22 protein-coding genes and 1 other RNA gene are annotated in these 21,440 nt (G+C 67.4%); 14 read left to right on the top strand and 9 right to left on the bottom strand.

The window, feature by feature from the left end; genetic code table 11:
* The first annotated feature begins 12 nt into the window (after nt 1-12).
* The 3 genes from M2428_RS08645 to M2428_RS08655 are packed head-to-tail and all read left to right on the top strand — an operon-like array spanning nt 13 to nt 2,784.
* A complete protein-coding gene (locus M2428_RS08645) occupies nt 13-936 on the top strand; it encodes an NAD(P)-dependent oxidoreductase (RefSeq protein ID WP_277525932.1) in 924 nt (307 codons plus the stop codon).
* Nucleotides 937-949: 13 nt separating this feature from the next.
* The gene (locus tag M2428_RS08650) at nt 950-1,720 is read left to right on the top strand and encodes an SDR family oxidoreductase (protein ID WP_277525566.1); all 771 of its coding nucleotides are present in this window, start codon (nt 950-952) and stop codon (nt 1,718-1,720) included.
* Nucleotides 1,720-2,784, top strand: a complete 1,065-nt coding sequence (locus M2428_RS08655; RefSeq protein ID WP_277525567.1) for an L-idonate 5-dehydrogenase — start codon at nt 1,720-1,722, stop codon at nt 2,782-2,784. Before M2428_RS08650 ends, M2428_RS08655 begins: the two co-directional genes overlap by 1 nt.
* A gap of 68 nt (nt 2,785-2,852) precedes the next feature.
* On the opposite strand, the gene M2428_RS08660 is transcribed toward M2428_RS08655, so the two are convergent.
* The gene (locus M2428_RS08660; RefSeq protein ID WP_277525568.1) at nt 2,853-3,581 is read right to left on the bottom strand and encodes an FCD domain-containing protein; all 729 of its coding nucleotides are present in this window, start codon (nt 3,579-3,581) and stop codon (nt 2,853-2,855) included.
* A 276-nt stretch (nt 3,582-3,857) separates the two neighbouring features.
* Here M2428_RS08660 and gndA point away from each other — a divergent pair, with 276 nt between their 5' ends.
* Both gndA and M2428_RS08670 read left to right on the top strand, forming a co-directional pair.
* Nucleotides 3,858-5,294, top strand: coding sequence for an NADP-dependent phosphogluconate dehydrogenase (gene gndA / locus M2428_RS08665; protein WP_018773415.1), 1,437 nt, complete (start codon nt 3,858-3,860; stop codon nt 5,292-5,294).
* 106 nt (nt 5,295-5,400) lie between these two features.
* Nucleotides 5,401-6,234 carry an oxidoreductase gene (locus M2428_RS08670; RefSeq protein ID WP_277525569.1) on the top strand — a complete coding sequence of 278 codons (834 nt, stop codon included), beginning with the start codon at nt 5,401-5,403 and terminating at the stop codon, nt 6,232-6,234.
* A gap of 6 nt (nt 6,235-6,240) precedes the next feature.
* On the opposite strand, the gene epsC is transcribed toward M2428_RS08670, so the two are convergent.
* The 3 genes from epsC to msrA form a co-directional block, all read right to left on the bottom strand.
* Nucleotides 6,241-6,825, bottom strand: coding sequence for a serine O-acetyltransferase EpsC (gene epsC, locus M2428_RS08675; RefSeq protein WP_090953239.1), 585 nt, complete (start codon nt 6,823-6,825; stop codon nt 6,241-6,243).
* 39 nt (nt 6,826-6,864) lie between these two features.
* Nucleotides 6,865-7,800, bottom strand: coding sequence for a cysteine synthase A (gene cysK, locus M2428_RS08680; RefSeq protein ID WP_277525570.1), 936 nt, complete (start codon nt 7,798-7,800; stop codon nt 6,865-6,867).
* A gap of 65 nt (nt 7,801-7,865) precedes the next feature.
* Nucleotides 7,866-8,390, bottom strand: a complete 525-nt coding sequence (gene msrA / locus M2428_RS08685; protein ID WP_277525571.1) for a peptide-methionine (S)-S-oxide reductase MsrA — start codon at nt 8,388-8,390, stop codon at nt 7,866-7,868.
* 99 nt (nt 8,391-8,489) lie between these two features.
* Here msrA and M2428_RS08690 point away from each other — a divergent pair, with 99 nt between their 5' ends.
* Together M2428_RS08690 and M2428_RS08695 are read left to right on the top strand one after the other, a co-directional pair.
* Complete coding sequence (locus M2428_RS08690; RefSeq protein WP_277525572.1) at nt 8,490-9,419, top strand: Nif3-like dinuclear metal center hexameric protein; 930 nt, start codon at nt 8,490-8,492, stop codon at nt 9,417-9,419.
* Between the two features lie 62 nt (nt 9,420-9,481).
* Complete coding sequence (locus M2428_RS08695) at nt 9,482-10,243, top strand: C4-type zinc ribbon domain-containing protein (protein WP_277525573.1); 762 nt, start codon at nt 9,482-9,484, stop codon at nt 10,241-10,243.
* On the opposite strand, the gene M2428_RS08700 is transcribed toward M2428_RS08695, so the two are convergent.
* From M2428_RS08700 to M2428_RS08710, 3 genes are all read right to left on the bottom strand, one after another.
* Nucleotides 10,227-10,991, bottom strand: a complete 765-nt coding sequence (locus M2428_RS08700) for a peroxide stress protein YaaA (RefSeq protein WP_277525574.1) — start codon at nt 10,989-10,991, stop codon at nt 10,227-10,229. The genes M2428_RS08695 and M2428_RS08700 overlap by 17 nt on opposite strands.
* A 74-nt stretch (nt 10,992-11,065) precedes the next feature.
* Entirely contained in the window at nt 11,066-11,959 is an 894-nt protein-coding gene (locus tag M2428_RS08705) for an alpha/beta hydrolase-fold protein (protein WP_277525575.1), read from the bottom strand.
* A gap of 29 nt (nt 11,960-11,988) precedes the next feature.
* Entirely contained in the window at nt 11,989-12,846 is an 858-nt protein-coding gene (locus tag M2428_RS08710) for a slipin family protein (RefSeq protein ID WP_277525576.1), read from the bottom strand.
* 109 nt (nt 12,847-12,955) lie between these two features.
* Between M2428_RS08710 and rnpB the strand changes: the two genes are divergently transcribed.
* The 7 genes from rnpB to M2428_RS08745 all read left to right on the top strand — a co-directional run bounded on the left by rnpB (nt 12,956) and on the right by M2428_RS08745 (nt 19,389).
* An RNA gene (gene rnpB, locus M2428_RS08715) (RNase P RNA component class A) lies at nt 12,956-13,350 on the top strand.
* A 148-nt stretch (nt 13,351-13,498) separates the two neighbouring features.
* Complete coding sequence (locus M2428_RS08720) at nt 13,499-15,112, top strand: GMC family oxidoreductase N-terminal domain-containing protein (RefSeq protein ID WP_277525577.1); 1,614 nt, start codon at nt 13,499-13,501, stop codon at nt 15,110-15,112.
* 297 nt (nt 15,113-15,409) lie between these two features.
* On the top strand, nt 15,410-16,900 hold the full coding sequence (locus tag M2428_RS08725; RefSeq protein WP_277525578.1) for a glyceraldehyde-3-phosphate dehydrogenase: 1,491 nt from the start codon (nt 15,410-15,412) through the stop codon (nt 16,898-16,900).
* Nucleotides 16,901-17,002: 102 nt separating this feature from the next.
* Nucleotides 17,003-17,212, top strand: a complete 210-nt coding sequence (locus M2428_RS08730) for a hypothetical protein (RefSeq protein WP_277525579.1) — start codon at nt 17,003-17,005, stop codon at nt 17,210-17,212.
* Between the two features lie 109 nt (nt 17,213-17,321).
* Nucleotides 17,322-18,128, top strand: a complete 807-nt coding sequence (locus M2428_RS08735; protein ID WP_277525580.1) for an HNH endonuclease family protein — start codon at nt 17,322-17,324, stop codon at nt 18,126-18,128.
* Between the two features lie 82 nt (nt 18,129-18,210).
* Complete coding sequence (locus tag M2428_RS08740; protein ID WP_277525581.1) at nt 18,211-18,669, top strand: DUF1579 family protein; 459 nt, start codon at nt 18,211-18,213, stop codon at nt 18,667-18,669.
* 9 nt (nt 18,670-18,678) lie between these two features.
* On the top strand, nt 18,679-19,389 hold the full coding sequence (locus M2428_RS08745) for an alpha/beta hydrolase (RefSeq protein WP_277525582.1): 711 nt from the start codon (nt 18,679-18,681) through the stop codon (nt 19,387-19,389).
* Nucleotides 19,390-19,542: 153 nt separating this feature from the next.
* Here M2428_RS08745 and def read toward each other — a convergent pair whose 3' ends face one another.
* Nucleotides 19,543-20,115, bottom strand: a complete 573-nt coding sequence (gene def / locus M2428_RS08750) for a peptide deformylase (RefSeq protein WP_277525583.1) — start codon at nt 20,113-20,115, stop codon at nt 19,543-19,545.
* Nucleotides 20,116-20,155: 40 nt separating this feature from the next.
* Entirely contained in the window at nt 20,156-21,310 is a 1,155-nt protein-coding gene (locus M2428_RS08755; RefSeq protein WP_277525584.1) for an acyl-CoA dehydrogenase family protein, read from the bottom strand.
* Between the last annotated feature and the right edge of the window lie 130 nt (nt 21,311-21,440).

The raw sequence follows: 21,440 nt of genomic DNA on the forward strand, positions 1-21,440 counted from the left end.
GGCAGCATGGAGATGGACCGCAAGGAGGCCGGCTTTGTCGGCCTCGGACTGATGGGTGCGCCGATGGCCGCCAACCTCCTCGCGGCGGGGTGGGCCGTCAGCGCCTGGAACCGGTCGCCGGCGGCCCTGGATGCCTTCGAGGCCAGGGGCGGATCCAGCGTGGCCGCGGTCGAGGCTCTCCGCGACCTGCCCGTCATTGTCTTCATGCTCCCGGATCTGTCCGACATTGAAGATGCCAGCGCCGCGCTCTTGGCCGGCTGGGCCGCCAGGCCACCCGCCCCCGGAACCGCCGTGGTGGTCATGAGCAGCGTCTCGCCCTCTGCGGTGCAGGCATTCGGGGCGCGCGTCGCGGAGGCGAGCGGCGGCTACGCCGTCGTCGTCGATGCGCCCGTCAGCGGCGGCACGAAAGGTGCGGTGGACGGAACCCTCGCCATCATGGCCGGCGCCAGCGAAGAGGACTTCCGCCGGCTCCTGCCGCTCTTCAGCGCGATGGGCAGCACCGTGCGGCGGCTCGGACCATTGGGTGCGGGGTCGCTCGCCAAGGCGTGCAACCAGCTGATCGTGGGAACCACGACGGCGGCGCTCGCCGAGGCCGCGGAGCTCGCCGAACGCTCCGGCATGGACGTGGCCGCCCTTTACGAAGTGCTCGCGGGCGGACTGGCCGGCAGCCGGGTCCTGGACATCGTGGGGCCACGGCTCGCCGCCAAAAACTACGAGCCCACCGGACCCGCCAGGTTCATGCACAAGGACCTGTCCTTCGTGCTCGAAAGCGCCGCGGCGGCCGGTGCCGCCGTACCGATGGCGGCCGCCGGCGTCGAGCTCTACGCGGAACTCAAACGCCAAGGGCTGGGGGACCGGGACCTCGCAGTCGTGCGGCAAACCATCTCCAACCTCAGTGACAACACAACAGTCAACACAACAGTCAAGACCAAATGAGGATCAGCAAACCATGAATGGACTATTTGACCTGACAGGGCGCGTAGCCCTGGTGACCGGTTCCAGCCGGGGGATCGGCAACGCCCTGGCCCGGGCCCTGGCCGACGCCGGCGCCACCGTGGTGCTCAACGGCATCAACCCGGAGCGGCTCAAGGCCGCCGAGGCCGCGATGGCCGCCGACTACCCGCCGGGGCGGGTGCACAGCTGCGCCTTCGACGTCACCAGCGACGCCGAGGCGGCCCGGGGCGTCGCCTGGGTGGAGGAAAACGTGGGGCCGCTGGAGATCCTGGTGAACAACGCCGGCATCCAGCACCGGGTCCCCATGCTCGAGCTCGACGTCGCGGACTGGGACCGGGTGATCGCCACCGACCTGACCAGCGCCTTCCTGGTGGGCCGGGCGGCGGCCCGGCACATGATCCCCCGCGGCCGGGGCAAGATCATCAACATCTGCTCGGTCCAGACCGACCTCGCCCGGCCCACCATCGCCCCCTACGTGGCGGCCAAGGGCGGGCTGCGGAACTTGACCCGGGCCATGACCGCGGAATGGGCCGGTTCCGGGCTACAGATCAACGGCATCGCGCCAGGCTACATCCACACCGAGATGACGCAGAACCTCGTCGATGACGAGGCGTTCAACGCCTGGATCCTGGGCCGGACCCCCGCGCACCGGTGGGGGACCGTGCAGGACCTGGCCGGCCCCGCGGTGTGGCTGGCCTCTGCCGGCTCGGACTTCGTCAACGGCCAGACCATCTTCATCGACGGCGGCATGACGGTGGTGGTCTGATGGGCGCCCTGGCAACACTCCCGGCCACGGCCCCGGCGGTGGTGGCCCACGCGGCGGGAGACCTGCGGATCGAGGACATTCCCGTGCCCGCACCGGCACCCGATGAAGCCGTCATCGAAGTGGCCTTCGGCGGGATCTGCGGCTCCGACCTGCACTACTGGCTGCACGGCGCCGCAGGCGAATCCGTTCTGAGGGCACCCCTGGTCCTGGGCCACGAGATCGTGGGAACCGTGGTCCGGGCCGCCGCGGACGGCTCGGGGCCCGCGCCCGGCACGCCCGTCGCGGTGCATCCCGCCACGCCCGGTCCGGGCAGCGCCCGGTACCCCGAAGACCGGCCCAACCTGTCACCGGGGTGCACCTACCTGGGCAGCGCCGCACGCTTTCCGCACACGGACGGGGCTTTCAGCCGCTACGCCACGCTGCCTGCCAGGATGCTCCGGCCGCTGCCGGCGGGGCTGGAACTGCGGACCGCGGCCCTGGCGGAACCGGCCAGCGTCGCCTGGCACGCCGTGTTGCGGGCCGGGGACGTGGCGGGAAAGACGGTGCTGGTGATCGGCAGCGGCCCCATCGGCGCCCTGGCGGTGGCGGTCCTCAAGCGCGCCGGCGCAGGCCGGATCGTTGCGGTGGACATGCACGACAGGCCGCTGGAAATCGCCCGTGCCGTGGGAGCCGACGCTGTCCTCAAGGGGGACGATGGCGAGGCGATCGCGGCGGTGGAGGCGGACGTCGTCATCGAGTCCTCAGGCAGCCACCAGGGCCTGGCCTCGGCGATCAAGGGTGCGGTCCGCGGCGGCAGGGTGGTGATGGTGGGACTCCTGCCCTCGGGCCCGCAGCCCGTGCTGATCTCCTTGGCCATCACGCGCGAGCTGGAGCTCGTGGGCTCGTTCCGCTTCAACGACGAAATCGACGAGGTTCTCGGTGCACTGGCCGACGGATCGCTGCTGGTGGATCCCGTGGTCACCCACGCCTTTACGCTGGACCGCGGACTGGAAGCGTTCGACGTCGCCAGGAACGCGGCTGTTTCCGGGAAGGTCCTGCTGGACTTCCGGCCGGCCACGGAGTGAGCGCCGCCGTCGCCGGGATCCGATCCGCCGTCGTCGGGATCCGGTCCGCCCAGGGGGCGACCAGCGGGCTAGTGCCGCTCGACCGGGACAAACACCCGCGGCTGGTTCTTCCAGCTCGGCTCCATCTCCGAGATGGTCTCCCGCATGATCCGGTTGGAGGACTCGCGCGCGGCGGCGGCATCCCCGGCGGCGATGGCCTCGGCGACCTCCACGTGCCACTGCAGCGCCGTCTCCCGCGGGTGGTCCGGCATCAGGCCGTGGAGGGTGCGGCCGGTCAGGGTCTCGGTCACTTGGCCCACCATGTTGGCGAACATCTCGTTGCCGGAGCCGGTCAGCAACAGGGAATGGAACAGGATGTCCAGCTCAAGGAACCGGGGCACGTCCCCGGCCTGCCCGGCGTCGCGCATGGCGTGCGAGATCTCCACGAGCTCCCGGCGGAGTGCCTGGGGGGCGTTGGCCGCTGCAAGTTCGGCGGCCACCGGCTCGACGGCGGTGCGGAGTTCGGCCAGGGAGCGCAGCTGGGCGCCGCGGCCCTCGCCGGCCAGGCGCCAGCGGATTACGAGCGGATCGAACGGGTTCCACCGGTTCGAGGGCAGCACCCGGATGCCGACGCGCTTGATGGTCTCCACCAGGCCCAGGGACTGGAGGACCCGGACCGCCTCCCGCACCACCGAGCGGGAGACCTTGAGTTCGTCCTCAAGGTGCTCGGCAAGCATGACGTGCCCGGGCGGCAGCTCGCCGGCCACGATCCGGGTCCCGAGGTGCTCAATGGCACGATGATGGAGGCTGGTTGACATAGTCGTAAGCATAATGCTGCGGGGCTGCTCCGGGCCGACCGGCGTGGCGGGCGCCGGTGATCATAGACTGTTTATGACGCGCAGTATTCCGCTACGTGGGCGCTGCTTTCCCGCAGCCCGCGGAAATACATATGGTTTATGGACAGCCACAAATCCTCAAGAGCGGGTTCTGCCCTTTGCGGCGCAACCTGCCGAGTCCTAGATGAACGTCTTAGATGAACCCCCGTGCATCCATGGTCTACAAATCATGGTGTACAGAAATGAATTGGAGTTTTGATGTCAGCACACATCGGTGTTACCGGCCTCGCCGTGATGGGGGCCAACCTCGCACGCAACCTGGCCCGGAACGGCTTCACCGTTGCCCTGCACAACCGGTCGGTGGAAAAGACAGACACCCTGCTCGCCAAGTACGGCGATGAGGGCGACTTCGTCCGCACGGAGACCCTCCAGGAACTCGTTGATTCGCTGGAGAAGCCGCGCCGCGTGCTGATCATGGTCAAGGCCGGCAAGCCGGTCGATTCCGTGATCGAGCAGCTCGAGCCGCTCCTGGAGGCGGGCGACATCATCATCGACGCCGGCAACTCGCACTACGAGGACACCCGCCGCCGCGAGGCCGCGCTCGCCAAGAAGGACCTGCATTTCGTCGGGATCGGCGTCTCCGGTGGCGAGGAGGGTGCCCTCAACGGCCCCTCGATCATGCCGGGCGGTTCCAAGGAGTCCTACGACGCCCTCGGCCCGCTGCTGGAAAAGATCGCCGCCCACGTCGACGGCCAGCCCTGCTGCGCCTGGATCGGCACCGACGGCGCCGGCCACTTCGTCAAGATGGTCCACAACGGCATCGAATACGCCGACATGCAGGTCATCGGCGAGGCCTTCGACCTCCTGCGCTCCGGCGCCGGGATCGAACCGGCCGAGCAGGCCAAGATCTTCGAAGAGTGGAACAAGGGCGACCTCGCCTCCTTCCTGATCGAAATCTCCGCCGAGGTCCTCGGCCACGTCGATGCGAAGACCGGCAAGCCGTTCGTCGACGTCGTGGTGGATGCTGCCGGCCAGAAGGGCACCGGCCGCTGGACGGTCATCTCCGCGCTCGAGCTCGGTTCCCCGACGTCGGGCATCGCTGAGTCCGTCTTCGCCCGGGCCCTGTCCTCCCAGGCGGAGCAGCGTGTGCTGGCCCAGGAACTGCTGGCCGGCGGCGAGGCCGCCGTCGAGGTCCCCGAGAGCTTCGTCGAAGACGTCCGCCAGGCGCTCTACGCCTCGAAGCTGGTCTCCTACGCCCAGGGACTCGACATGCTCACCTCCGCGGCCAAGGAATACGGCTGGGACCTGAAGCTGGATGAGATCGCCTCGCTGTGGCGCGGCGGCTGCATCATCCGCGCCGAACTGCTCAAGGAGATCACCAAGGCTTACGCCGCGGCGGAGAAGCCGGCCAACCTGCTCTTCGCGCCGGCGTTCACCAAGGCGATCGCCGAGGTCCTCCCGGCCTGGCGCCGGGTAGTGTCCACCGCGGTTCAGCTCGGCATCCCGGTGCCGGTGTTCTCCTCCTCACTGGCCTACTACGACGGCCTGCGCCGCAAGCGCCTGCCGGCCGCCGTCATCCAGGGCCAGCGCGACCTCTTCGGTGCGCACACCTACGGCCGCGTCGATGCCGAGGGCACGTTCCACACCCTCTGGGGCGAGGACAAGTCCGAGATCGAGGCAGTCGACACCCACTAGCAGCACCACGGACGGCCGGCCCTTTCCAGATACTCTGGGAGGCGCCGGCCGTCCGTGTCTCCGGCCGCTCCTGCCCAAGGAGTTCAGCGCCCAAGGAGTTTTGCTCATGCCCCAGCCAGTAGCGTTCGTCACCGGTGCGTCCACCGGGATCGGCTTTGAAACCGCGAAAAAGCTTGCCTCGGCCGGCTTCACGGTCTATGCCGGGGCCCGGCGGGTGGAAAAAATGGAGCCGTTGAAAGCCTCCGGCGTCAAGGTGATGGCATTGGACGTGACGGACGAGGCCTCGATGAGCGCCGCCGTCGGGGAAGTGCTGGCCGCGCACGGCCGGATCGACGTCCTGGTCAACAACGCCGGCTACGGGACGTACGGTTCGCTCGAGGAGGTGGAGCTGGCCGAGGGGCGGCGGCAGTTCGACGTGAACGTCTTCGGCCTGGCGCGGATGACGCAGCTAGTGATCCCCGCCATGCGGGCCGCGCGGGCGGGCCGGATCATCAACATCTCATCGATCGGCGGCAAGATGTACGAGCCGCTGGGCGCCTGGTACCACGCGACGAAGTTTGCGGTGGAGGGCCTGAGCGATTCGCTGCGGCTCGAGCTCAAGCCGCACGGCATTGACGTGGCCATCATCGAGCCCGCCGGCACGCAGTCCGAGTGGGGCGCCATTGCGGCGCAGGGGCTGTTGGCCAGCTCCGGGAGTGGCCCGTACGGGGCCCAGGCCAAGGTGGTGGCGGCCGCGCTGGCCACCACGGACAACGCTGCCACCTCGGCGCGGCCGGAGCTCGCCGCCGAGGCCATCCTGCACGCGGCGACCGCGAGGCGGCCCAAGACACGGTACCCGGTGGGTGCCAGCGCCCGGGGGATCCTGCTGCTGCGCCACCTGCTGCCGGACCGGGCGTTCGACGCCGTCCTCTGGAACATCTACAAGCGGTTCCCCGGCTAAGACGCCCTAGATGTGGTAATCGATCAGGTATTCGGCCGGGTCGACGGCGGGCTTGGTCTCGCGCTGCGCGTCGCGGTGCCGCCAGGTGGCCGGCACGCCGGTGACGATTGATTCAGCCGGGGCATCCTTGACCACCACGGCGTTGGCGCCGACGGCGCTGTCCCGGCCGATGGTGATGGGACCCAGAACCTTGGCCCCGGCACCGATCACCACCCGGTCCTCGATGGTGGGGTGGCGTTTGATCTTGGCAAGCGAGCGGCCGCCGAGGGTCACGCCGTGGTAGATCATGACGTCCTCGCCGATCTCGGCGGTCTCGCCGATGACCACGCCCATGCCGTGATCGATGAAGAAGCGCCGGCCGATGGTCGCGCCGGGGTGGATCTCGATGCCGGTGAGGAACCGGGCGAGCTGGGAGATGAGCCGCGCCGGGAACCGCAGGGCCGGGTTTTGCCACAGCCGGTGCGTCAGGCGGTGGAACCAGATCGCGTGCAGGCCGGAATAGGCAAAGAAGTTCTCAAAAGAACCTCGAGCCGCCGGGTCGTGGGACCGGGCGGCGTCGAGGTCTTCCTTCAGTCTTGCGAAGAAGCTCACAAAGACCTTTCTGGGGAATCGTGGGACAGCGGCAGGGACTTAACCGCGGATGTCGTCGTACAGCACGGTGGAGATGTAACGCTCACCAAAGTCGCAAACCACAGCAACAATGAGTTTACCGGCGTTCTCCGGGCGCTTGGCGAGCTCCAGGGCCGCCCAGACGATGGCGCCGGAGGATATGCCGCCCAGGATGCCTTCCTTGATGCCGAGCTCGCGCGCGACGCGGACGGAGTCTTCCAGCGTGGCGTCGATGACCTCGTCATAGACATTGGTGTCCAGGATTTCCGGGACGAAGTTCGCGCCGAGGCCCTGGATCTTGTGCGGGCCCGGGGCGCCGCCGTTGAGGATGGCGGAGTCCTTCGGCTCGACGGCGACGATCTGCACGTCCGGGCGGCGTTCCTTCAGGACCTGGCCGACGCCGGTAACGGTGCCGCCGGTGCCGACGCCGGCGACGAAGATGTCCACCTTGCCGTCGGTGTCGACCCAGATTTCCTCGGCCGTGGTGCGGCGGTGGACCTCCGGGTTGGCCTCGTTGGCGAACTGCTGGGCCCAGATGGAGTTCTCCGTGTTGGCCACGATCTCCTGGGCCTTCTCCACGGCACCGCGCATACCCTCGGAGCCGGGGGTCAGGACAATCTCGGCGCCGTACGCGCGCAGCATGACCCGGCGCTCGGTGGACATGGTTTCCGGCATAGTCAGGATGACCCGGTAGCCGCGGGCCGCGCCCACCATGGCCAGGGCGATTCCGGTGTTGCCGGACGTGCCTTCGACAATGGTGCCGCCGGGCTTGAGGGCACCCGACTTCTCGGCAGCATCAATGATGGCGACGCCGATCCGGTCCTTGACGCTGTTGGCCGGGTTGTAGAACTCCAGCTTGACCGCCACAGTGGCGTCCAGGCCTTCGGTCAGCCGGTTCAGCCGGACCAGCGGAGTTCCGCCCACCAGCTGGGTTACATCGTCATAGATCGGTGCCATGTATGTATGCCTGTCTTTGAAGAGGGTTGACTGAGGTCAGCCTAACGAGCGGTCACAGGCCCTAGCTAAGCATTAAGCCATGCAGAGTAATATTTCCTCGCCTTAGCCAGCTTCGGGTTGATGATGACCTGGCAGTAGCCCTCCTCGGGGTACTTGGCGAAGAAGTCCTGGTGGATTTCCTCGGCCACATGGAACTTCGGCAGCCGGCTGACCTCGGTGACGATCGGGTGCCTCCACAGGGCCTGGTTCCGTTCGATCGCCTCCTCGAACAGGATCTTTTCCTCGGTGGTCTCGTAGAACATTGAGGACCGGTACTGGGTCCCGACGTCGTAGCCCTGCCGGTTCAGCGTGGTGGGGTCGTGCAGGGCGAAGAACATGTCCAGGATGACTTCGGCGGGAATGATGTCCTCGTCGAACGTCACCGCCACCACCTCGGCGTGGCCTGTGGTCCCGGAGCACACAGAGTAGTAGTCGGGGCTGTGGTCATGGCCGCCGGTGTAGCCCGAGACGACCGAGCTGACGCCCTTGGTTTTCTGGTAGACAGCGTCGAGGCACCAAAAGCAGCCTCCGCCGAGCACAAAAGTTCTCATGCACTGTTCAATGGTTCGAGGGCCCCGATGATTCCCCACCCACCTTACGAGAGTGTTACGAGTGACCGGGCCGCCCGCGGATAGGGTAAAAATGGGGGTATGGAACCTGTGAACACCGATGTTTCAGCGGAATCCGACGGCCCTGCTGCCGCCGTCGACGGCGATACGGGCGCCGGTGAGGCCTCCGGCGCCGCGACGCTGGGCATGATCCAGCTGGCCGTGGAGGAGCTCTGGCCCGAGTCGTTGGCCGAGGACTGGGACGAGGTGGGCCTCGTGGCGGGCCACCCGGGCGCCGAGGTGCACCGGGTCATGTTCGCAGTCGATCCGACCATCGATGTGATCGAGGAAGCCATCGACTTCGGTGCCGAGCTGCTCATCACGCACCATCCGCTGCTGCTCAAGGGCGTGACGTCCGTCGCCGCGAACACGGCCAAGGGCAAGGCCGTGCACCGGCTCATCGAGTCCGGGACCGCGCTGATGACCGTGCACACCAACGGTGACTCCGCCGTCGGGGGCGTCTCCGACGTCCTGGCTGACGCTCTGGGCCTGCAGAACGTGGCCCCGCTGACCCCCGCGGCAAACGGGCTCCCGGAGGAAGGCATCGGCCGCGTCGGCGACCTCGAAGAGGTCCTGACACTGGGTGATTTCGCTGCCCGCGTGTTTGGCATCCTGCCCTCGGTGGCCGGCGGCGTCCGGGTATCGGGCGACCGGGACGGGCTGATCCGGCGGGTGGCTGTCTGCGGCGGCGCCGGCGATTCCCTCTTCGGCGAGGTCCGGGCAAGCAACGCGGACGTCTACGTGACGGCGGACCTGCGGCACCACCCGGCATCGGAAGCCCGGGAGGCGGCAGTCAACGACCGGCCCTACCTCATCGATGTGTCCCACTTCGCCAGCGAATGGCTGTGGCTGCCTGCGGCCGCCGAAGCGCTGGGCAATGTGCTCACCGACCAGGGCCACGACGTCGAGATCCGGGTCAGTAACACCAACAGCGACCCGTGGGACTTCATTCTGACTCCGGGCGGGGACTAGAGTCTAGGGAGCGCCGATACGGTGCCCGGCTTCGGCCGGATTGGATTTAGCGGAGGTAAATAGTGGCCAAGGCAGCACCGGCGGAACAGTTGAAGTTGCTCGAATTGCAGGGACTCGATGCCAAGCTCAAGTCCTTGTCCAACCGCCGACGAAGCCTTGAAAGCGACTCCCGGATCACCGACCTGGAAGCCGCCCTCAGCGTGGCCAACGGCGAACTTGGCGCCGCGAAGGTGGCCGTCCACGACGCCGAGCTCGAGCTCAAGCGCTCAGAGGCTGACGTCGAGCAGGTTGCCTCGCGGATCGAACGCGACGAGGCGCGGCTCAACAGCGGTACGGGCCTGTCCAAGGACCTCGTGGCCCTGCAGCGGGACCTCGTCTCGCTGAACAAGCGCCGCTCGGACCTCGAGGACGTTGAGCTCGAAGTCCTCGAACGGCTCGACTCGCTCCGCGCCCGCCAAGCGGCGCAGCAGCAGATCGTGGACGACATCCAGGGCTCCTTCGGCTCCATCCGTGCGGAACTGGACGAGCAGCTGGCCGAGATCGCCGCCGAGGCCACCGTGGTGCGCGGGCAGCGTGCCGAGTTTGCTGCCGGACTCGACGCAGGAATGCTCGCCGTCTACGAGAAGACCCTGGCCAAGCGCGGCGTCGGCGCTGCCCGGCTCTTCCACGGCACCTCGGAGGGCTCCGGCATGCACCTCAGCCCCGGCGACCTGGCCGAGATCCAGGCCGCGGCCGAGGACGAGATCGTGTTCTGCCCGGACTCCGGCTGCATCCTGGTCCGCTCGGCCGAGTGGGCCGGACCGGCTCCTAGCCCGGCAGGATGATGTTCAGGGTGTGCGGCTTCCGGGCCGTGCCCTCAACGAGTTCGGCAGCCCACTTCTCCGCCGCTGCCCGCTGCAGCTGCGCCGGGGTTTGGGGCGCCTTGCCCCTGCGGCTGAGCAAATGCCGGGCGAGCTCGCCGCGGGTGTGCTTGGCAAAGTGGCTGACCACCTTGCGCACGCCGGCGGTCTCGGTGAAGACATTCACGGCCACCGTCTGTTCCGGCGGGGGAGTCCAGGCCGCGGCGTAGGTGCTGGACCGGCAGTCCACCAGTAGCTCACCTGTGGTGGCTGCCGCCAGGGCGTCGCCCAGTTGCGGCTTCCAGAACGAGGCGAGCCGTCCGACGTCGGGCAGCGAGATCCCCATCGACAGCCGGTAGGCGGGCACGCGGTCGGCGAAGCGGATGGCACCCCACAGGGCGGAGACCACCAGCACCGAAGCGTCGGCCTTCTTCCGCTGCGCCGGGGTCAGGGAGTCGTAGCCGAGGGCGTCGAAGAGCACCCCGGAATACACCTGGTGGGCCGGGGCGGCAGGTTCCGCGTGCAGCCGGGTGTTGCGTTCGACGTCGGCACTCAGCGAGGCGCCGACGCCCAGCAGCGCCAGGGCGTCCTCGTGGGCACTGACGGTGCCGAGCGCCTCCAGGACCCTGGCCCGGGAGCTGTTGAGGGCGGGAAAGCTTAAAGCGCTCCAGTCGGCGGCGTCCGCACCGACAGCGGGAGTCTTGCCCTCGGAGGGCGGCAACAGAATTAGCACCGTACGATCCTACCGGCGGCGGGTGCCGCGGGCGCCGGGGTGTGGTGCTGCAGTCCGGCTTACCGGCGACCGGTTCAGGCGAGGTTGTAACCCAAAAATGACAACACCTCGGGCAGGACGGACCGCCAATAGCTGTAATCGTGGCCGCCGGGCCGGAACCCACCTTCGACCTCGCCCGGCAGTCCTGCGCGGTAGGCACGAACCGTGGCGGCAAGGTCGTCCCCGGTGCCGCAGTCGATCCGCTTGGGCACCGCCGCGAGCCGGGGCCGGAGCGCGAACACGTCATGGGCCGCGAAGTCGGCCGGGCCGTCGAAGGCGGAGTCCTGGCGTGGGTCGTAGTGGTTCCAGACCGCCGGACTCATGGCCGCGACGGCGCGGACTCCGGGCAGCCGGCCCTGCGAGGCGAGCAGGAGGGAACCGAAGCCGCCCATGGAGATGCCGAACAGGCCGATCCTGCCAAGGTCGTAGCCCTGGCTGCCCAGGAACGGAACAAACTCCTTCACCAGCATCGACTGGGCGTCGCTGCCGTCGGCGCGTGGGTGCCACCACGTGTTTCCGCCATCCACTGCAGCGATCGCGAAGGGTGTGCCGCCGGCGTCCAAGTGCCGTTGGAGAGGCTCATGGGCCGCCAAGTCCTCGAGCAGGACGGCGTGGCTGCCGTTGAGCCCGTGGAGGAAGACAGCCACGGGCAATTCGGGCTGCGCGCCGCCGGGCGGCAGTTCGGGTGCAGCCAGCGACCAGTGGCTGGCGATCCCGGGGCGGAAAGCCGAGACGAATGACCCTGAGCTGGTCCGGACCGTCAACGGGGCCGCGGGAGCCGGCAGTGCTGTCGCCGTCGGGCCAGGTGGCACGGGCCGAGGCGTCTCGGGAGGCGCTATGCCGTCAGTGCAGGCAGTGAGGGCGGACGCGCCAACGCCGATTCCTGCCAACTCGAGCAGCCGGCGCCGTCCCAGCAGCGGCCTCTCCATACCCTGAGCCTAGGCGCGGTGGCCGGGGCCTACGCGGCCTTGATCGGCGGGGCCGGGGACTCGGCCGGTGGCGCTGCCGGAGCAGGCGCCGACGTCGGCGTGCCGGCTCTGGCCACCTTGTCCTCGCGTGCCAGGAAGGCCGCGAGCTCCGCGATTGTGCTCATCAGGGGCGCCGGGAAGACGACGGTTGAGTTCTTGTCCACCCCGATTTCCACGAGAGACTGAAGATTCCGCAACTGCAGGGCGACTGGGTGGGCCATCATCGTGTCGGACGCCTGGCCGAGAGCCGTGGCGGCGATCGCCTCGCCTTCAGCGGCGATGATCTTGGCCCGCTTCTCCCGTTCGGCCTCCGCTTGCCGGGCCATCGCCCGCTTCATACTTTCCGGAAGCTGGATGTCCTTGAGTTCGACGAGCGTCACTTCGACACCCCATTCCAGGGTCAGGGCGTCCAGGATTTCCCGAATGTCGCTGTTGATGCGCTCGGTCTCGGACAGCGTCTGGTCCAGGCTGTGCCGGCCCACGACCTTCCGCAGGGTGGTCTGGGCGATCTGGTTGATGGCCGCCGCCACGTCTTCGATCGCCACGACTGACTTCACGGCGTCAATCACCCGGTAATAGGCCACTGCCGAGATGTCGACGCTGACGTTGTCCTGGGTAATGATGCCCTGCGACTGGATCGGCATCGTCACGATCCGCAGGCTCACCAGCTGAAGCCGGTCCACTACCGGGATGATGAACCGTAACCCGGGCATCCGGACTGCGACCACCCGACCCAGCCGGAACAGGACGCCCAGTTCGTACTGGCGCACAATCTTGATCGACATCTTGGCGATAACAGCCACCAGGATGATCGCGAGCAGCCAGATGATGATGGCGGTCCAGTTCATCGGGATCTCTTCCTTGACTAGTAGGAATCCTGCTCCAATTCTCCCACCGGCCGCCCCAAAAGAGCCGGTGCGGCTGCGCCGGCCGGGAGAACGTAGAATGAACAGCGGATGGGTTGACCAGGCGGCCGCGCGTCACGCAAGTGGCTCGAGGAACGTCCGGGCTCCGCAGAGCAGGGTGGTGGGTAACGCCCACTCGGGGTAACCCGCAGGCCAGTGCCACAGAGAACAGACCGCCTGCGTGCGGCGTGTGCTTGCACAGGGCCGCACGGCAGGTAAGGGTGAAACGGTGGTGTAAGAGACCACCAGCTTCCCGGGTGACCGGGAAGGCTAGGTAAACCCCACCCGGAGCAAGGCCAGACAGGACACGTTTGAGGGCTGCTCGCCCGAGTGTTCGGGTAGGCCGCTGGAGGGCGTCGGCAACGGCGTCCGTAGATGGATGGCCGCTACTCCCGCGCCGGCAACAGCGCGGGAACACAGAACCCGGCGTATCGGTCAACCCATCCACCCACAATCCAAGTAGTCCTGTCCTCCCTACCGCGTGCCTCCTACCTGCGCCGTTGCAGGTAAATCCAGATGCTTGACATCATCCCCGCGAAACTAGAGACTTCACTCAACGCTTTGGGGCGGCGGTTTCGGCGATGGTTGAGGAGTCATGGTGCCGGACGATGCAGAGTACGACTATGTGATCGCCGGGGGCGGCACGGGCGGCAGCGTCCTGGCCGGGAGATTAAGTGAAGACCCAGCAGTCCGTGTGCTGCTGCTCGAGGCAGGCCGATCCGACCGCCATCCGTTCATCCATATGCCCGCGGGCTTCCCAAGACTAAAGGGAGGCCCGTACCAATGGCAGTACCGGAGCGTCCCGCAAGAGCACAGTAAAGGCCGTCGCATCCCGCTCGCCCAAGGCCGCGGGCTCGGTGGCGGGGGCTCCATCAACTCCCAGGTCTTCACCCGCGGCGTGGCCCAGGACTACGACAGCTGGGCTAAAGAGTGCGGATGCGACGGCTGGTCCGCCGACGAGGTGCTCGAGTATTTCGTGCGCTCGGAGTCCAACTGCAGACTCTCGGGACCCCACCACGGAACCCTGGGGCCGCTCGGAGTCTCGGACCCCAAGCGTCCGCACAAGCTCTCGGCGGCCTTCGTGCGGGCCGGGCAGGAGTTCGGGCTGCCATACAACAGCGACTTCAATGGCGCCGAACAGCACGGCGTCGGCTTCTACCAGACCACCACCAAGAACGGACGCCGCTGCAGCGCGGCCGTGGCCTACCTCAAACCCGCGCGCAAGCGCCGCAATCTCACGGTCCGCGTCAACGTGACCGTTTCCAAGGTGATCATCAAGAATGGCCGGGCCGTCGGCATCCAGACGATTGAACGCGGAGTCGCGCGAACCTACAGTGCCAGGCGTGAGGTGCTCATCGCCAGCGGCGCGTTTGGATCGCCCAAGCTGCTGCAGCTTTCGGGCGTCGGCGACCCCGCGGACCTTGCCGCCGCCGGCATCGACACCGTCCACGCCCTGCCCGGCGTCGGTAAGAACCTGCAGGACCACTGCGACCTCGACATCATCTACGAACTCACGTATGGCCACAGCCTGGACCGTTTTAACCGCGTCCGCCCGGCAACGGCCCTTGCCGGGCTCGAATACCTCGCTTTCCGCACGGGACCGTTCGCTTCGAACCTGGTCGAGGCCGGTGGCTTCAGCTACGCAAACGCGGACGAGTCGACGCCGGACCTGCAGTTCCACTTCCTGCCCGCAGCCCGGGCGGAGGCGGCCATGACGTCCCTGCGGCCGGGATTCGGGGCGACGTTGAACTCGTACTTCCTGCGGCCGCGGAGCAGGGGAACCCTTCGGCTGGCGTCCTCGGACCCGACCAAGCCGCCCCTCATCGATCCGAACTACCTCGCCGACGACTACGACCTCGAGATGACCATCGTCGGCGTACAGCAGAGCCGACAGATCATGGAGCAGTCCTCGATGGCAGCGTTTATCAAGGCGGAGCACATCGGCGACGGCTCACGGGTGAAAACCCGTGACGAGTACGTGAATTTCGTGCGCTCCTACGGACGGACCTCCTACCATCCGGTCGGCACCTGTGCCATGGGAATCTCTGATGATTCGGTCGTCTCGCCGCGGCTGAAGGTCTACGGGCTTGAGGGACTGCGGGTGGTCGACTCCTCGATCATGCCCCGCCTGATCAGTGCCAACACCCAGGCGCCCACCATCATGATCGCGGAAAAGGCTGTTGACATGATCCTCGAGGACGCACGCTAGGCGACGTCCCGGCATCATTTGCTTCCCCGGTTTCCGCGGTTCCTCCGGGGCCCGGGGGCGTGTGTGAGTCATTTCACGCGCAGCAGGGCACCTGACCCTGCCGGGTCGCCCGTAGAATTGATGGTGAACGTAGAAGTTCTGCCGCCGGGTCTGCGTTCGCAGCCGGCGGATTTTCTTTGCGCTCGATGAGGCGCCCGGGGTGGACCGAATCCCTGCCGGTGCCCGGTACCGGACACCCTCCGGCGGCCGACTTCCCCCTACGAGGACGTAGGGGGTGGATTCTAGGAAGGTAGTTCTGTGAGCCAGACGTCAGATTCTTGTCTTGATACGTGGATGGGCCGTGAGGCGCTCGCCGAGGCCATGATCCCGGTGATCGGCCGGCTGTACCGCGAGAACAACGTGGTGACCTCCATCCACGGACGCAGCCTGATCAACAAGTCCACCATGAATATCCTCAAGGCCCACCGCTTCGCCCGCCGGATGAGCAAGGAAGAACTGCGCCTCGAGGAGACGGCGCCGCTGCTGGAGGCCCTGACCAAGCTGGACCTCGGCGCAGCGGCGATCGATATTGCCCGCCTCACCGAGAAGTACCGCGCCGAGGGCGACGGCGCCAGCCTCGATGCGTTCCTCCGCGAGGAACTCGCCGAGGTTGTCGGCAAGCGCGGCGGCGACGACCGCACCAGCACCGACGTCGTCCTCTACGGCTTCGGCCGGATTGGCCGGCTCCTGGCTCGGCTCCTGATCGAAAAGGCAGGCGGCGGCCACGGCCTGCGCCTGCGCGCCATCGTGGTCCGCCGCGGGTCCGACAACGACCTCAGCAAGCGCGCGAGCCTGCTGCGCCGCGACTCCGTCCACGGCTCCTTCGAAGGCACCATCAAGGTGGACCTCGAAAACGACACCATCACAGCCAACGGCGTCCAGATCCAGGTCATCTACTCGGACAACCCTTCCACGGTGGACTACACCTCCTACGGCATCCACGACGCACTCGTTGTGGACAACACGGGCCGCTGGCGCGACGCCGAGGGCCTGTCCCAGCACTTGAAGAGCAAGGGTGTTGCCCGCGTTCTCCTCACCGCCCCGGGCAAGGGTGAGCTGAAGAACATCGTGCACGGCATCAACCACGGCACCATCGCCGACTCGGACACGATCGTCTCGGCGGCCTCCTGCACCACCAACGCCATCACCCCCGTGCTCAAGGCGATCAACGACCGCTACGGCGTGGTGCACGGGCACGTGGAGACAGTCCACTCCTTCACCAATGACCAGAACCTGATCGACAACTTCCACAAGGGCGACCGCCGTGGACGCTCTGCCGCGCTGAACATGGTGATCACCGAGACTGGTGCCGCCAAGGCCGTCGCCAAGGCATTGCCGGAACTGCTCGGCAAGCTGACGGGCAGCTCCATCCGCGTCCCCACCCCCGACGTGTCGCTGGCCATCCTTAACCTGAACCTGGAGAACGGCACCACCAAGGACGAGGTCAACGACTACCTGCGGGAAATGTCGCTGCACTCCGAGCTGCGCAAGCAGATCGACTACATCGATTCGCCCGAGGTTGTCTCCACGGACTTCGTCGGCTCGCGCCGGGCAGGGATCGTCGACGGCCTGGCCACGATCTCCAACGACAAGAACCTCGTGCTGTACGTCTGGTACGACAACGAGTTCGGCTACAGCTGCCAGGTGGTCCGCGTCATGGAGGAAATGGCCGGGGTCAACCCGCCGTCCTTCCCCGCCAAGGACGCCGCCTCCATCCTCGAGGCCGCCGGGCTGCCCGTAGAGGTCTAGTCCGCGGGCGCAATGTCCCTGACCGGGACATGTTTCTCTTTTCCCGGCTGATTCCCGGCCGATGCACTGGAATCGGCCGGGAATGGGAACCACAATGTAGCCATGGAACAGAACCCGGCAATTGAACACGAGACCACCCTGGAACACGCGCTGGACGTTGCACGCAGCAACGCGAAGGAAGCGAAGCGGCTGCTGGACGACGCGATCGTTAAACGCGACGCCGGCGAAGTCAACAACGACCGGGTGACCCAGCTCCAGAACCTGCTGGAACTGGCCAACGAAGACCTGAAACGGGTCACGCGGGAACAATAGCCCCCGGCCTTCCGCCACCGGTCCCCAACACTGTGGACAACCTCCACGGTGTCGGAGCGCCCGCGTAGGCTCAGGGCGTGCAGCCAGAACGCCGCCAGCGGCCGCCCTCATGACCGTCACCTGGACGGAATTCCGCCGCGCCCGGCGCCGCTCCCGCCAGGCCTGGATTCTCCTGGCCGCAGCCGGCCTGGCCGTCCTCGTCGGCCTGGCCTGGTTCTTCACGGCCGGCCAGTTTGCCGCCGCGGAGCCGCGGACCACGGGTCCCAGCGAGGCCCCCGTGCTTGCCGGCAGATGGATGAACGCGGTGGACCCCGTCCGGGCCGTGCCGGAGGGAAGTGCCGCCGGCGTGCTCGACATCCTTGCGGTCAAGGGGCGGTCGGCCAAGGACAACTATGACCGGGGCGCATTCGGTCAGGCCTGGCTAGACGTCGACCGCAACGGCTGCGATACGCGCAACGACATCCTCCGCCGCGACCTGGCGGCCGCCGAATTTGTCAGCGGCTCCCGGTGCCAGGTGGCCGGCGGCACGTTCCAGGAACCCTACACCGGGCGCATGATCGCGTTCCGGCGCGGCGCCGAGACCAGCGCAGCGGTGCAGATCGACCATGTCGTGGCGCTGGGCGACGCGTGGCAAAAGGGCGCCCAGCAGCTCACCGCGCAACAGCGCGAACACCTGGCCAACGATCCCCTCAACCTGATCGCCGTCGACGGTCCCGCCAACCAGGACAAAAGCGCTTCCGACGCCGCCACCTGGCTGCCGCCCAACAAGGCGTTCCGCTGCCACTACGTGGCCCGGCAGATTTCCGTCAAGGCCGCCTACCGGCTGTGGGTCACGCCCGCGGAGAAGGAGGCGATGAAACGGATCCTCACGTCCTGCCCCGGGCAAGGGACGATCGTGCCGCGCCGGGCCCGCTGAGGGACCGGGAAGCGGGGTGACGGTGCTTCATTGGCGGTGCTTCATTGACGGTGCTTCTTTGACTTGCTCAGTAGACTGCAGCATGGACATTGTGCGATACATGACGCCGTTGCTTGGCACGTGGCAGGGACAGAACCGCTCCCGGATCATGCCCACGGACGACTACAGGGATTCGGCGGCCACCGCCGCAGTGCAGGTGACCGCGGCGTATTTCGCGAGCCTCGCCTACACCTGGTCGGACGGCGAAAGCCCGCAGGAAGGCCTGTTGCTCGTGGCCGGCGGAGCGTCCGATGCGGAGCCCGCCGCTGCGGTGTGGGTGGACTCCTGGCACACGGGCAAGGCACTGATGCAGTTCTCCGGGACCGTGGACGGGGACGGTGTCCTCCGGCTCAACGGCTCCTACGCGGCACCGACCGGCCCGGACTGGGGCTGGCAGATCCACATCCACCCGGGGGAGGGCCAGGGCGGCCGCATCACCATGCACAACGTCGTCCCAGCTGAGGACCCCTATCAGGTGGTGGAGCTGGTACTTGAACGGTAGGGTACCGGCATGGACATCATCCTCGTACCCGGATTCTGGTTGGACGCCTCATCGTGGGCGGTCGTCACCCCGCCGCTCGCCGCGGCCGGGCATAAGGTCTACCCGCTGACGCTGCCGGGCCTGGAGTCGGCCGACGCGCCGCGCGCCGGCATCGGCCTGCGCACCCACATCGACGCCGTCGTGGCCAAGATCGATTCCTTCGATGCGCCCGTGGTCCTTGTGGGCCACTCCGGCGGCGGAGCCATCATCCATGGCGCCGTCGATGCCCGCCCGGACCGGGTGGCCCGGGCAATCTACGTGGACAGCGGTCCGCTCGCCGACGGTGGCGTCATCAACGACGAACTCCCGGCCGACGGCGACGACGTGCCGCTGCCGCCGTGGGAGCTCTTCGAGGACGCGGACCTCACCGACTTGACCGACAGCCTGCGTGCCATGTTCCGCGCCCGTGCCGTCCCGCAGCCCCGCGGCGTGGCCCAGGACCGGCAGCAGCTCAAGGATGAACGCCGTTTCGACGTCCCGGCCACCGTCATTGCCTGCGAATTCCCGTCCTCGATGCTCAAGGAAATGATTGCCGGGGGCCACCCGTACGTGGCGGAACTCGCACGGATCCGCGACGTCGACTACGTGGACCTGCCCACCGGTCACTGGCCGCAGTTCACCAAGCCGGCCGAGCTCGGCGCCGCCATCCTGGCCGCCGTCGACCGCACCTCGGGCGGCTAGCCGACGGGCAGCTTCTGAACTGGGGAAATTCCGCCGAAATTCCCACCTTTGGGACCCGCCGCCGGCGCGTCCCGCCAAACCGCCGGCGATTTCCTGCGCATCGGCGTCAAAGGTGGGGAAAATCCGCGTACAGCCGCGCCTAACTGCCTGCCGTCAGTGGCCGAACGGGTCCGGATCCACGCCCGGCATCCAGGTCAGGCCGGAAACGCCCCAGCCGCTGCGCTTGGCCTGCTTCATGGCCTTGCGGGCATAACGGTCGATCAGCCGGTTCACGTAGAGCTTGCCATCGAGGTGGTCGTACTCGTGCTGGATGACCCGGGCGAACCAGCCGGTTGCCTCGAATTCCACCGGCTTCCCGTCACCGTCGAAACCTTGGACCCTGGCCCACTCCGCCCGCTTGAGCGGATACTGGCCGCCCGGGAAGGACAGGCACCCTTCCTCTTCCTCGTCGGGGTCCGGCAGCGCGCCGGAGATCTTGGAGAGCGTCAGGACAGGATTGACCACGACGCCGGTGGGCGGGGCGCCGTCGTCGTTGTCGTACTTGTACACGAAGAGCCGTTTGCCGACCCCTACCTGGGGGGCAGCCAGCCCGACGCCGTTGGCGGCGTCGTTGGTCTCGAACATGTCGGCGATCAGGGTGCGGAGCTCGTCGTCGAAGACTTCGACTTCCGCGGCCCGGCGGTGCAGCACGGGCTCGCCCCAGATCGTGATGGGCAGGACGGTCATGTCAGTAAAGTTCCTCAGGTGCTGTTGGGGGTGCGGCGGCTCAGCCGGCGATGGTGCGGCCGACGACGTCGCGCATGATTTCGTTGGTGCCGCCGAAGATCGTCAGCAGCCGGGCGGCGAGGTAGGCCTGGGCCACCGGGTATTCCATGATGTAGCCGTAGCCGCCGTGGAGCTGGAGGCAGCGGTCCGTGACGGACTTGGCCCGCTCGGACGCCCACAGCTTGGCGCGGGCAGCGCCGGCCGCGTCGAGCTCCCCGGCGTTGAACGCCAGCATGGCCTGGTCCACGTAGGTTTCGGTGACCTCGACCTCCGTGAGGATGTCGGCGAGTTCGAAGCGGCTGTTCTGGAAGTCGATGATCCGCTCGCCGAACGCGTTGCGGTCCTTCGTGTAGCGGACGGTCGCCTCGTAGGTGGCGCGCACGACGGCGGAGCTGGCCACGGCGATCGCTAGGCGGCCCTGGGGGAGCTGTTCGGCCGCGTACTGCAGGCCCTTGCCTTCCTCACCCACGAGATCCGCGTGCGGGACGCGGACGTTGTCGAAGAACAATTCGGCCGTGTCCGAAGCTTTGAGGCCCATCTTGTCCAGCTGCTTGCCGGTGTTGTAGCCCTCGCCCTTCTGGACCATGAAGAGCGAGAACGAGTCGTGGTTTCCGCGTCCGGTGCCGCCGTCGGTGCGGGCCAGGACCAGGGAGGCGTCGCCGGAGATGCCGTTGCCGATAAACGTCTTCTGGCCACTGATCAGCCAGTGGTCGCCGTCGCGCATGGCCTTGGTGCGGATGCCGCGCAGGTCGGAGCCGGCACCCGGTTCGGTCCAGGCAACCGAGGTGACCTTGTCGCCGGAGACCATGCCCGGCAGCCAGCGGGCCTTGAGGTCATCGGAACCGTACGCAAGCAGGTGGGGGAGGACCATGTCGTCGTGCAGGTGGAAGGCGAGGCCGACCGCGAGGTGGTTGCTCTTGGCGAATTCCTCGTCGAGCACTGCCCGGAAGCGGTAGTCGGACATTCCCATGCCGCCGAACTCTTCCGGCACGGCGAGACCAAGCAGGCCCTGTTCGCCGGCCGCCGACCACAGTTCCCGGGACATCATGTGCTCTTCGTCCCACTGGGCGTAGTGCGGGGCAATGGCGCGCACGTTGAACTCGGCCGCCATCTCACGGAACATCTCGTGGTCTTCTTCAAAGAGCGTGCGCTTCACTGCGTTTCCTTCCAATGACAGATCCCGGGACAACTGCGCCGTACTCCGAGCCATCCACGGCCGGCCCGTACAGCGGCGATCCAGCACCAGCACAGAAACGGACATGGAAACGGACACAGACACAGACAAA

The organism is Arthrobacter sp. ES3-54, from assembly GCF_029504395.1.
GTDB lineage: Bacteria > Actinomycetota > Actinomycetes > Actinomycetales > Micrococcaceae > Arthrobacter.

Excerpts from the sequence above, each read along its gene's own strand:
- M2428_RS08645 (WP_277525932.1), top strand. The coding sequence starts at position 13 with ATGGACCGCAAGGAGGCCGGCTTTGTCGGCCTCGGACTGATGGGTGCG.
- M2428_RS08650 (WP_277525566.1), top strand. The coding sequence starts at position 950 with ATGAATGGACTATTTGACCTGACAGGGCGCGTAGCCCTGGTGACCGGT.
- M2428_RS08655 (WP_277525567.1), top strand. The coding sequence starts at position 1,720 with ATGGGCGCCCTGGCAACACTCCCGGCCACGGCCCCGGCGGTGGTGGCC.
- M2428_RS08660 (WP_277525568.1), bottom strand. The coding sequence starts at position 3,581 with ATGTCAACCAGCCTCCATCATCGTGCCATTGAGCACCTCGGGACCCGG.
- gndA (WP_018773415.1), top strand. The coding sequence starts at position 3,858 with ATGTCAGCACACATCGGTGTTACCGGCCTCGCCGTGATGGGGGCCAAC.
- M2428_RS08670 (WP_277525569.1), top strand. The coding sequence starts at position 5,401 with ATGCCCCAGCCAGTAGCGTTCGTCACCGGTGCGTCCACCGGGATCGGC.
- cysK (WP_277525570.1), bottom strand. The coding sequence starts at position 7,800 with ATGGCACCGATCTATGACGATGTAACCCAGCTGGTGGGCGGAACTCCG.
- msrA (WP_277525571.1), bottom strand. The coding sequence starts at position 8,390 with ATGAGAACTTTTGTGCTCGGCGGAGGCTGCTTTTGGTGCCTCGACGCT.
- M2428_RS08690 (WP_277525572.1), top strand. The coding sequence starts at position 8,490 with ATGGAACCTGTGAACACCGATGTTTCAGCGGAATCCGACGGCCCTGCT.
- M2428_RS08705 (WP_277525575.1), bottom strand. The coding sequence starts at position 11,959 with ATGGAGAGGCCGCTGCTGGGACGGCGCCGGCTGCTCGAGTTGGCAGGA.
- M2428_RS08710 (WP_277525576.1), bottom strand. The coding sequence starts at position 12,846 with ATGAACTGGACCGCCATCATCATCTGGCTGCTCGCGATCATCCTGGTG.
- M2428_RS08720 (WP_277525577.1), top strand. The coding sequence starts at position 13,499 with ATGGTGCCGGACGATGCAGAGTACGACTATGTGATCGCCGGGGGCGGC.
- M2428_RS08730 (WP_277525579.1), top strand. The coding sequence starts at position 17,003 with ATGGAACAGAACCCGGCAATTGAACACGAGACCACCCTGGAACACGCG.
- M2428_RS08735 (WP_277525580.1), top strand. The coding sequence starts at position 17,322 with ATGACCGTCACCTGGACGGAATTCCGCCGCGCCCGGCGCCGCTCCCGC.
- M2428_RS08740 (WP_277525581.1), top strand. The coding sequence starts at position 18,211 with ATGGACATTGTGCGATACATGACGCCGTTGCTTGGCACGTGGCAGGGA.
- M2428_RS08745 (WP_277525582.1), top strand. The coding sequence starts at position 18,679 with ATGGACATCATCCTCGTACCCGGATTCTGGTTGGACGCCTCATCGTGG.
- def (WP_277525583.1), bottom strand. The coding sequence starts at position 20,115 with ATGACCGTCCTGCCCATCACGATCTGGGGCGAGCCCGTGCTGCACCGC.